The organism is Microbacterium sp. (assembly GCF_049661145.1).
Taxonomy (GTDB): domain Bacteria; phylum Actinomycetota; class Actinomycetes; order Actinomycetales; family Microbacteriaceae; genus Microbacterium.
Genome location: NZ_JBASZT010000156.1, coordinates 1 through 9,378 on the forward strand (window position 1 = coordinate 1; position 9,378 = coordinate 9,378).

Below are 9,378 nucleotides of genomic sequence, written 5' to 3' on the forward strand. Positions count from 1 at the left end.
CCACCAAGAAAGTGCCTCCCTGATCCGACGCTGACTGACTTCGCAATCACCATCGTCCCAGATCAGAAGGCACTTTCTCTTTTCCCACGCCGACCCACCACCCCACTACCCGCGGATCCGGGTCTGAGCCGAACGGCTCGACCTCGGCGGCCAGACGCACATCGAACGGGAACCCTCGGTGCTGGTTGAACGCTGCCACGAACACTCGCATTGCGTCTGCGGGCGTGGTTCCCAACCGCCGTGCGGTTTCGCGGACGGCTACGGCGCCACCGCCGCCTCAGCGACTGACGCGGGGGGCCACCTTGGATCGATAGAGGACGGTTCTCAGCGCGTACCCCACGCAGGCACATTCAGCGCGGATCCACCAAGGAGGTTTCCATACTGGTCGCGCCGCAAGGGAGCCGTAGGCGACCGAGACGAAACGCAGCACGCTCTTGCAGGTGCAACCCGGTGCATCGGTGACTCGTGGCGCCCGCCCACGCTCTGGCTGCGGCGACGCCACCCTGCTGCTCAGTCGTTCAGTCGGTGGAGCCAGCAGCCGGGGTCTCGAGCAGTGCGTTAGCGGCGACTGCGCGCTGATCGGCGTCGAGCGCGACACGTGCATCAACCGAGGAGTTCAGTCGGCAGAAGCGTCGGTTCAGGAGATCGGTTGCCGGGGTAGCATTGTCCTGCTTCCTTCGGTGGCGCCGCTCAGGAACAGGGGTAGTGATGGCAGTTCCTGGCACCAAGGACGAACTACTCGTAGCGATTGAGAAGAGCTTTGCGGCGCTGAACAAAGACCTCGATCGTGTTCCCATCGAGTTCGCTCGCACACCAGTCTTGGAGAGCCACGTCAAAGGAAGCCGAATGACCCCGGCCGACCTGGTTGCCTACCTGATCGGCTGGAACCAGCAGGTACTTGCCTGGCACGCGCGTCGCGCCGAAGGGTTACCCGACGAGTTGCCTGCGCCGGGCATCAAATGGAATGAGCTTGGATCGCTTGCTCAGCGTTACTACAGCGAACATGCGTCTGATTCATGGGAGAGCCTGCGCGCTCAACTCTGCAACGCGAAGGAACAGATCGTCTCCCTGATCCAAGGCTACTCGAATGAGGAGCTTTACGGGCAGTCTTGGTACAGCAACTACTCGATGGGTCGGATGATCTCACTCAACACCTCATCGCCTTACGCCAACGCCCGTGGTCGCATCCGCGAGTGGCTTCGCACCCTCTAATCCAAGCCAGTCACGAGCCTGGGTTGGGAGAGCCCGGGCGGAACTCAGGCCAGATTTCAATGAGGGGTGCGTTACCGAACCTCGACACACCGGCTACGGCGCCACCGCCGCCTCAGCGACTGACGCGGGCGTGGCCGCCCGGCGGCGCAGCAGGTGGGTGATGACGGTGAGGTGGGGGAACTCGATGAGCATGCCCAGGATGATCGCCGCGTGCACGATGGGCTGGTCCGGCAGAGCGACCGCGGTGACGGCGAGCATCAGCGGCGCGTTACGCGCCGAGGTGGTCATCGTGAGCAGCGCATGCTCGGGATGCCGCAACCGGAACAGCCGCGAAACCCCTTCGCCCAGCGCATAAGTGACGACGAAGAACAGGAAGACGACCACGAGCACCCACCCGAACGCCGCCGGGTCGGCCAGGATCGCACCGACGTTGCCGGCAAAGATCGCCACGATCACGGCGGCGATGATCCCCGGAACGACGCGATCGACCACGGCAACGACGCCCTCCCGCACGGCCACCGGCACCGTGAGGCGCAGCAGCAGTCGCAGGCCGAGACCGACGGCGGCAGGGAGGACGAACCAGGTCAGCAGCGTCGGACCCGCCGACGCGAGAACACCCTCGACCTGCCCCTGCGCGGAACCCCCGCGCGAACAAGCCGAGCCACAGCGGGTAGAGGAGCAGCTGCAGGGTGAGCTGCACGGGGATCAGCGCCGCGCCGGTTGCGGTGTCACCGCCGGCCAGGCGGGTGAACCCGAGGAACCAGTCGGTGCAGGGCGCGAGGCAGTAGATGAGCACGCCCAGGCGCAGCGCCTCGTTCGGGAGCATGGCGGTGAGCGCGAGGGCGACCAGCGGGATGACGAGGAAGTTCATTCCGACGGCCAGCAGCACGGTGCGCGGCGCCCGGCGCAACGCGGACAGGCCATCGAGGCGCAGGGTGAAGAACAGGCTCCCCACGAGCAGGAGGATCAGCGCATCGGCGTATCCGGCCACGCTCTCCCCCGCCCCGGGCGCGAGCGCGCCGAGCAGGCTGCCAACGAGGATCACGGCCAGGAACAGCACCGTCGTGATGCCGGCGCGCAGCGGCGCGGTCAGCACGAACACTCCACCGCGCAGCACGAGAAGTCGTCGGTGAGCATACCGGCCGCCCGCCAGGCCTCCAGCGCACCGGTGTCCTTCCCGGCGCGCTCGCCGATGACGCGGGCGATGTGCGCGAAGCGCTGCCGGAACTTGTAGATGAAGCAGAACTTCAGCCCCTCGTGCCGCACCGTCGGCCCCGACAGGAACAGTCCGGGCGCGATCGTGGACTGGTCGTCCTCGTCGAGTTCGGGCCAGCCGTCGGGCCAGCCGTCGGGGCGCGGCGCCTGGCAGATCGGGGAGGGCACGCTCGATGCGATCTGGGCGCCGCTCGTGGTGATCCTCGGCGGCGCCACGACGACGGCGATTCTGCAGTGGGCCGCGATGGCCCGCAGCTACGGCACCACCCGCGAGGCGGCGGCACGTATTGAGGTGCTGCTGACGGCGACGCCGCCTGTCGCCGGCTATGGCGAACGACCCGGCCCCGGCCCGGAACGGGGCTCGGTCGTCGCCTCCGACGTGTCGTTCCGCTGGCGCAGCATCGACCCCGCGGCATCCGCCCATCTCGTCCTCGACGCCGTCGCCGTACGGCTGCGCCCCGGCGAGCACGTCGCCCTGGCCGGTCGCTCCGGTTCCGGCAAGTCCACGTTCGCTCAGCTGCTCGCGCGTTTCATGGACCCGGTCAGCGGGGCCATCGCCGTGGCCGAACACCCGCTGCCCGAATACGAGCGCGACGGGTTGGCCAGGGCAGTCTCGTTGCTGCCCCAGGATGTCTCGCTGTTCCAGGAGACCGTGCGCGAGAACCTCCTGCTCGCCACCGATGAGCCGCTCGACCACGACGCCCTATGGGCGGCGTTGCGCATCGCCCACGCCGACGACATCGTGGAGCGTCTGCCCGAGGGTCTCGACACAGTGCTCTCCGAGAACGGCCGCTCGCTGTCTGGCGGGGAACGGCAGCGGCTGGCGCTGGCCCGCGCGGTGATCCACCCGGCCGCCGTGCTCATCCTCGACGAAGCGGCCAGCCAGCTCGACGTGCTCAGTGAACGCGATGTGCAAGATGCCGTCACGGGCGCCCGGGGTCGCCGCACGACGATCACGATCGCGCATCGCCTCTCGACCTTGCTCGGCGCTGAGCGCATCCTCGTCCTCGACGAGGGCAGGCTCGTCGGTGACGGCGTCCATTCGGAGCTGTTAGAGAGCTGCCCCGCCTACCGCTCCCTTGTCCTCCCGCAGCTTGAGGCCGCCCAGTAACCCATCTACTGATAATGATCCTCGGTACAATGGGAAGTGCGACGGTAGGGCGACGATGAAAGCCGGTGACAGTCCTCATGCCGAATCAGCACGACGCCTCTGAGGGGCTCGTCCTCGATGACCTCCACGTGCGGGTCGCCGGGCGGGACGTATGCCGCGGGGTCAGCCTCACCATCGCCGTCGGCGAGATTCACCTGCTCCTCGGGCCGAACGGCTCGGGCAAGTCGTCGCTGCTCGCAGCGATCATGGGTCTGCCCGGATACGAGGTGACCGGAGGCGAGATCCGGTTCCGCGGGCAGCGCGTCGAGCACGAGTCGGTGACCGAGCGCGCGCACGCGGGGATCGGTCTCGCGTTCCAGCGGCCGCCGTCGATCAGCGGCGTCAGCATCCGTGCTCTCAGCGCCGCTCTCGGTTCCGACGAGCGGATGCGCGCCCACGCCGCCGAGCTGGGCCTCGACACGCTGCTCGGGCGCGGCATCAACGACGGGTTCTCCGGCGGCGAGATCAAACGCTGGGAGATCCTCAAGCTCGTGCTGCAAGACCCGGCGCTGTGCCTCATCGACGAACCCGAGAGCGGCGTCGATCTCGAGCACGTCGCGGCGGTGGGCCGGGCCATCGCGGACCTGTTGAGCACCCCGCGTGCCGACGGGTCTGCGCGCACGGGGCTCATCATCACGCACGGCGGGCAGATTCTCGACACCGTCCGCGCCACCACGGCGCACGTGCTGGCGGACGGCATCCTCACGACCTCCGGGAGCCCCCGCGAGCTCGTGGATCGGATCAAGGCGGACGGATACCCGACCGCCTGAGACACACCGGCGGGAGCCGGGAAGGGAGCGGGAAGAATGACGAACGACACGGCAGACGACGTGTCAACCACGACGGATGAAGACGAGGTGCTGCGCGAGGTCGGCTATCTGCCGGAGCCCGAGCGAGCGGGAACCGCACTGATCGTCGATCAGGAGATCTCGCGCATCGAGGTCAATGACCCGGCGGTGGAGATCCTTCCGCTGACCGAGGCTCTCGAGCGCTACGACTGGGTGCAGGACCTCATGTTCAGCCTCGTCGCCCCCGACCTCGACGAGATCATCACCGAACTCGCGGGGTCGGTGCATCCGCCGCTGGGGAGCTTCGTGCGCGTACGCAAGGACGCATCGGTGACGCTGCCGGTGCAGACGTTCACCCTCCTGGAAACGCCGCAGGCGAACCAGTACGTGCACAACATCTGCGTCATCGAAGAGGGGGCGACCGTCGAGTCCATCTCGGGATCGGCTGTCGCGGGGCCGGCGCACTCGGGAACGCACGTGTCGGTCTGCGAGACGTTCCTCGGCGACGGTGCACGCCACCGCGGCCTGTCCGTCGAGCACTGGGACAGCGGCATGCGCGTGCACTGCTACTCCGGCACGAAGCTCGGCGTCGGCGCGCACGCGGTCTCGGACAGCGTGAGCCTCTCGCCGGTGCGTGAGCACTACTCCGTCAGTACCTGCGTCGCCGGGGCGGATGCCACGATGACCTCACACTCCGTCGTGGCCGCCGGTCCGGGCACCCGGCGCGTGATCGTGGAGAACATCGACCTGGCCGGCGACCGCTCGCGCGCCGAGTCCGTCACCCGCATGGTCGCCCGCGGCGGCACGATCGAGAACCGTCCGACGCTCGTCGGCACGGGCGCTTTCGCCACGGGATTCGTCGGCTGCGACGGGCTCAAGCTCAGCGACGACGGCCTCGTGTTCACCTCGCCCGCCCTGAAAGCGCTCTCCGCCTCGGCTCAGCTCTCGCACGAAGCCTCCGTCGGAGCCCTCGACACCGAGCGCGTCGCGTACCTGATGTCGACAGGGCTCGACGAGGACACCGCCCGCGGCCTCATCATCCAGGGCTTCCTCACCCTCGACGAGCTGGCACTGCCGGCGAGCCTCCGCGCGCAGGTCGACGCCACGGTCGCCGAGGCGACCTCCGGCACCATGTGACGGCATCCGCCTTCTCGCGTACCGAGGTCCGCCCGGCGTGACGGCATCCGTCCGCGTCCGGCCTCCCCGGTTCAGGAGTGCTGCATGCGATCGACCAGCGCACCGAGCCGGTCGAGCACCGCGCCCTCCGTCGCGCCAGTCGCCGTGGCGAGCTCGATCGCGAGCAGTCGCGATACCGTCGCCAGGCCGACGACAACGTCGGCCGGGTCCGACTCTCGGCGCAGCGCCCCGTCGAGGGCGGACTCCGGTTCGTGGTCGGCATCTGCCCACGCCGCCACGATCCGCAGCCCGGCCTGAATCGAGCGGAACTGCGCGCTGGAAACCCACGACGGCTCACCGCTGCTCATAGCCCAGCCCTCACCGGATGACGCCCTCAGGCGATCGAGGCCCGGTAGATCGCCTCGATCGAGGCATCGAGAGTCGCATCGAACTCTTCGGGGCTCTGCTGGGCAGTCAACCCGTCGAGCAGAGCACGGCTGAAGCTCGCGATCAGGCCATGATTGCGCGCCAGGCGCTCGTTCGCCTCGTCGCGGCCATAGCCGCCCGACAGCGCGACGACCCGCGCGACCTTCGGGTGAGCGATGAGGTCTGCGTAGAAGTCGTCGACGGTGGGGATGCTGACCTTCACGGCGACCTTCGCGTCGACCGGGACCCCCTCGAGCTGGCGCAGCAGTTCAGCCTTCAACAACCCTTCGGCCTCGGCTTTGTCGGGCGCGGTGATGTCGACCTCGGGCTCGAGGATCGGTACGAGTCCCGCCGCGAGAACGTGATCAGCGATGCGGAACTGCTGCGTCACGATGAGCTCGATGCCGGCGGCGTTCGCCGCCTTGATGAACGATCGCTCCTTCGTGCCGAAGACCCCCTGCTGCGCGGCGCGGGCGAGGAGGGCGTCGAGTTCCGGGATCTCACGCATCACCTGCACATCATCGCGCTCGGCATCCAAGCCTTTGTCGATCTTGAGGAACGGGAGAATGCCCTTCGCGTTCCAGAGGTAGTCGGTGACGCTACGCCCGTCGATCTCACGGTCGAGGGTGCCCTCGAAGAGGATCGCACCGAGCACACGATCGCTCGTGAAAGCGGGACTCGTGATGACGCGAGTGCGGGCGGCGTGGATGAGGTCGAACATCTCCGCCTCGCCGGAGTATTGCGATTCATCGACTCCGTACAGCGCCAAGGCCTTCGGCGTGCTGCCGCCGCTCTGATCGAGGGCGGCAATGAAGCCCTGCCCGGTCTCGAAGCGGTTCAACTGGGTGTTGTCAGGCATTCGTCTTTCCTCTGCTCGTCCGCTCAGCCCTGACGGCCCTTGAAGCGGGGGTTCTGCTTGTTGATGACGAAGACCTTGCCGCGGCGGCGCACGACCTGCGCACCGGGCTGGTTCTTCAGCGACTTGAGCGACGCGCGGACCTTCATGACTCTCCTTGCGAGAACTTTGTTGATAACGATTATCATCGTTGAGTATAGCTCCGACAGACGGAAAGAGGAACGACGAGTGGATGCCGTGGATGTGATCGCCGTGGTCGGCCCCTGCAAACCGGAGCGCCTGATGTACGCCAAGCGGCTCGCGCGACTGACGAACCGGGCCTTTTTCGCCGCCTCGCGGCTGGCGGGCTCGCCCTATCCGGCCGAAGAAGCGGCCGTGCTGGCATCGTGGACCGATCCCGCCGCGGGCGCCGTTGTCGAACTACCCGACGAGGTGCCGGCGGAGGAACTCATCGCAGTGTTCGCCGACGGCGACGAGCGCACGCGGCTGGGCGGCATCGTCTGCGTGGTCGATGCGGCGCACCTGTTCGATGACCTGAACCGCGATGACTACCTGCCGCTGCGCGATGCCGACAGCGGCGTCGCCGCTCCCCTCGTCGCCCGCGCGCAGCTGACGGTGGCGCAACTCGAGCACGCCTCGACCATCGTCCTCGTCGGCTGGACAGCGCTGTCGCTGCCGGAGCTGACGACGATCATGGCCCTCCTCAGTCACCTGAGTCCTGCCGCGCGCCTGCGCCTGCATCGCGACGCGATCGAACACCTCGTGCCCGGTGAGCCGTACACGTGCGAGCAGGATCGTCCGGGCTGGATGCGGGTGCTCAGCGGCGCCTTCGAGCCTCACATGACAGACCGGCGGGTCAGCGCGTTGCGCTACGAGCAGGTGCATCCCCTGCACCCCGAGCGTCTTGGCCGCGTGCTGGACGAGCTCGAGGCGGGTTCGTTCGGGCACCTCGTGCGTTCGGCCGGGTTCTGTCGGCTCGCGACGCGGCCCCACGTCGTGGCGCAGTGGGAGCACGTCGGAAGCATGATCTCCCTGAATCCTGCGGCCTTCGACGAGCGGATTGCCGACGATGAGGAACTGCTCGCCATCGGGCAGGATCTCGCCTTCATCGGCCTCGATCTCGACCACGACGCGATCGTCAGAGTCCTGGATGCCGCGGCGCTCACCGACGACGAACTCGCCGCAGGCCCCGCAGCCTGGGCGCGCTTCACGGACCCCTTCCCCGACTGGGCGGGCGCGGTCGACCGGAGCGAGTGAGCGAGCATGCACTCCGCCCCGTACGTCGAGCGCGCGAAACGAGCCGAACCGGCGCTGCCTGCACAGAGCGGCGAACTCCGTTTCGACTCGATCTCCTGGAGCGCCCTCGCTCGACGCACGGACGGCGGTGTAGGTCAGGCAGACTCAGTGCTCGTCGTAGTGGTCACCGTGGACGGCGTGCTTGTGGCCGTCGTGCAGGTAGTCCATGTGGTCGCCGTGCGACACGGCCTCGTGGCCGCAGTCGGCACCATGCGTGTGGGTGGCCGGTGTGTGCTCCGCGACCGACTCGTGCTCGTCGTAGTGGTCGCCGTGCAGGGCGTGGTGGTGCGTGCCGTGCACGTAGTCGACGTGGTCGCCGTGCGGCACGGCCTCATGGCCACAGTCGGCGCCGTGGGTGTGCTCGGCGGTCGTGTGCTCGGCGTGGATGTCGGTGGTTGTCATGATGACTCCTTAGCTTTTCAGGGGCGCTGCCGCGCCATGGAGGGGCGAAGCGGCGGGTCCCGGAGGGACACTCTTGTATTAGTTCTCGGTTCCGGACTGTTTCGGCTCTTCTCCCGGCTCACGGACATGCGCGAGGGCATCGGCGACGACGTGGCTGACGTGGATGTCGGCGAGGTGGTACTCGACCTCTTTGCCACGGCGGATCGCGCGGACCAGGCCCGCCTGCCGCAGGGTCCGCAGGTGCTGCGACACCAGCGGCTGCGACTGGCCGCTGGCCTCGGCCAGCGCCCCGACGGTGCGGGGCTCGTGCCCGATCAGCCGCAGCAGCCCGAGCCTCGACTCGCTGCCGAGCACCTTGAACAACTGCGCAGCCTCGGCGAGGCCAGGTTCGATGTCCACGGCATCCATTTCAGCACACGCATAAACAAATTGCAATATGTATACTCAACTGAGAAGGCTTCTCGGCACCTGAAGGGACCACGCTCATGAACGCCGCCCGCACCTCCGCCCGTCTGTCCCCGGGCCGCTCCACCGCCATCGCACGCGACGTCGCCGACGTATCGTCGCGCCATACGGCGCAGAAGGATGCCGTGATGCGTGCGCTCGCCGAGGCACCCGGGTTCGTATCGGCTGGCGCACTGCATCAGCGGATCGTGCAGGGTGGCGCGGCCATCGGACTTGCAACGGTGTATCGGCAGCTGAACGCGCTGGCCGAGTCGGGCCGCGCCGACACGATCGCGAGCCCGAGCGGTCAGCTCTTCCGGGCATGCGCGCAGCCCGGGGAGCACCACCACCACCTCGTGTGCGAGGGGTGCGGCCGCGCGGTGGAATTCGACCCGCCCGACGAGGAGTGGATCCGCCGCACCGCCACCACACACGGCTTCACGGTAACGCGCCACGTGCTCGAGGTCTTCGGC

General features: G+C 68.0%; 13 protein-coding genes and 1 pseudogene. 6 read left to right on the plus strand and 8 right to left on the minus strand.

The features are described 5' to 3' along the window. The first annotated feature begins 708 nt into the window (after positions 1 to 708). Positions 709 to 1,212 carry a ClbS/DfsB family four-helix bundle protein gene (locus WBP48_RS07035; RefSeq protein WP_424438131.1) on the plus strand — a complete coding sequence of 168 codons (504 nt, stop codon included), beginning with the start codon at positions 709 to 711 and terminating at the stop codon, positions 1,210 to 1,212. A gap of 93 nt (positions 1,213 to 1,305) precedes the next feature. Here the strand turns inward: WBP48_RS07035 and WBP48_RS07040 are convergent, their stop codons facing one another. The 3 genes and pseudogenes from WBP48_RS07040 to WBP48_RS07050 all read right to left on the minus strand — a co-directional run bounded on the left by WBP48_RS07040 (position 1,306) and on the right by WBP48_RS07050 (position 2,595). Further along, entirely contained in the window at positions 1,306 to 1,704 is a 399-nt protein-coding gene (locus WBP48_RS07040; RefSeq protein ID WP_424438167.1) for a hypothetical protein, read from the minus strand. Between the two features lie 157 nt (positions 1,705 to 1,861). Next, positions 1,862 to 2,329, minus strand: a pseudogene (locus WBP48_RS07045) (hypothetical protein); the annotation flags it as partial. Continuing rightward, complete coding sequence (locus tag WBP48_RS07050) at positions 2,302 to 2,595, minus strand: hypothetical protein (protein ID WP_424438134.1); 294 nt, start codon at positions 2,593 to 2,595, stop codon at positions 2,302 to 2,304. The pseudogene WBP48_RS07045 and the gene WBP48_RS07050, both read right to left, overlap by 28 nt. Before the next feature lie 25 nt (positions 2,596 to 2,620). Between WBP48_RS07050 and WBP48_RS07055 the strand changes: the two genes are divergently transcribed. The 3 genes from WBP48_RS07055 (at position 2,621) to WBP48_RS07065 (ending at position 5,502) form a co-directional block, all read left to right on the plus strand. Then, the gene (locus WBP48_RS07055) at positions 2,621 to 3,538 is read left to right on the plus strand and encodes an ABC transporter ATP-binding protein (RefSeq protein ID WP_424438137.1); all 918 of its coding nucleotides are present in this window, start codon (positions 2,621 to 2,623) and stop codon (positions 3,536 to 3,538) included. Between the two features lie 65 nt (positions 3,539 to 3,603). Then, positions 3,604 to 4,347, plus strand: a complete 744-nt coding sequence (locus WBP48_RS07060) for an ABC transporter ATP-binding protein (protein WP_424438140.1) — start codon at positions 3,604 to 3,606, stop codon at positions 4,345 to 4,347. 36 nt (positions 4,348 to 4,383) lie between these two features. Continuing rightward, positions 4,384 to 5,502: a SufD family Fe-S cluster assembly protein gene (locus tag WBP48_RS07065; protein WP_424438143.1), complete on the plus strand. Its 1,119-nt coding sequence runs from the start codon at positions 4,384 to 4,386 to the stop codon at positions 5,500 to 5,502. Positions 5,503 to 5,573: 71 nt separating this feature from the next. Here the strand turns inward: WBP48_RS07065 and WBP48_RS07070 are convergent, their stop codons facing one another. From WBP48_RS07070 to ykgO, 3 genes are read right to left on the minus strand one after another with little or no spacing between them, the layout of a single operon-like run. After that, on the minus strand, positions 5,574 to 5,849 hold the full coding sequence (locus tag WBP48_RS07070) for a hypothetical protein (protein WP_424438146.1): 276 nt from the start codon (positions 5,847 to 5,849) through the stop codon (positions 5,574 to 5,576). Positions 5,850 to 5,875: 26 nt separating this feature from the next. Beyond that, complete coding sequence (locus tag WBP48_RS07075; RefSeq protein WP_424438149.1) at positions 5,876 to 6,766, minus strand: fructose bisphosphate aldolase; 891 nt, start codon at positions 6,764 to 6,766, stop codon at positions 5,876 to 5,878. A gap of 23 nt (positions 6,767 to 6,789) precedes the next feature. Then, on the minus strand, positions 6,790 to 6,912 hold the full coding sequence (gene ykgO / locus WBP48_RS07080) for a type B 50S ribosomal protein L36 (RefSeq protein ID WP_424438152.1): 123 nt from the start codon (positions 6,910 to 6,912) through the stop codon (positions 6,790 to 6,792). Positions 6,913 to 6,991: 79 nt separating this feature from the next. Between ykgO and WBP48_RS07085 the strand changes: the two genes are divergently transcribed. Next, the gene (locus WBP48_RS07085) at positions 6,992 to 8,020 is read left to right on the plus strand and encodes a GTP-binding protein (protein WP_424438155.1); all 1,029 of its coding nucleotides are present in this window, start codon (positions 6,992 to 6,994) and stop codon (positions 8,018 to 8,020) included. 144 nt (positions 8,021 to 8,164) lie between these two features. Here the strand turns inward: WBP48_RS07085 and WBP48_RS07090 are convergent, their stop codons facing one another. Further along, positions 8,165 to 8,461 (minus strand): hypothetical protein, encoded by a 297-nt coding sequence (locus WBP48_RS07090; RefSeq protein WP_424438158.1) that lies wholly within the window; start codon positions 8,459 to 8,461, stop codon positions 8,165 to 8,167. A 78-nt stretch (positions 8,462 to 8,539) separates the two neighbouring features. Next, positions 8,540 to 8,860, minus strand: a complete 321-nt coding sequence (locus tag WBP48_RS07095; protein WP_424438161.1) for an ArsR/SmtB family transcription factor — start codon at positions 8,858 to 8,860, stop codon at positions 8,540 to 8,542. Positions 8,861 to 8,946: 86 nt separating this feature from the next. On the opposite strand from WBP48_RS07095, the gene WBP48_RS07100 reads away from it, so the two are divergent. Continuing rightward, positions 8,947 to 9,378, plus strand: a 432-nt coding sequence (locus WBP48_RS07100; protein ID WP_424438164.1) for a Fur family transcriptional regulator, incomplete at its 3' end; no start/stop codon positions are given.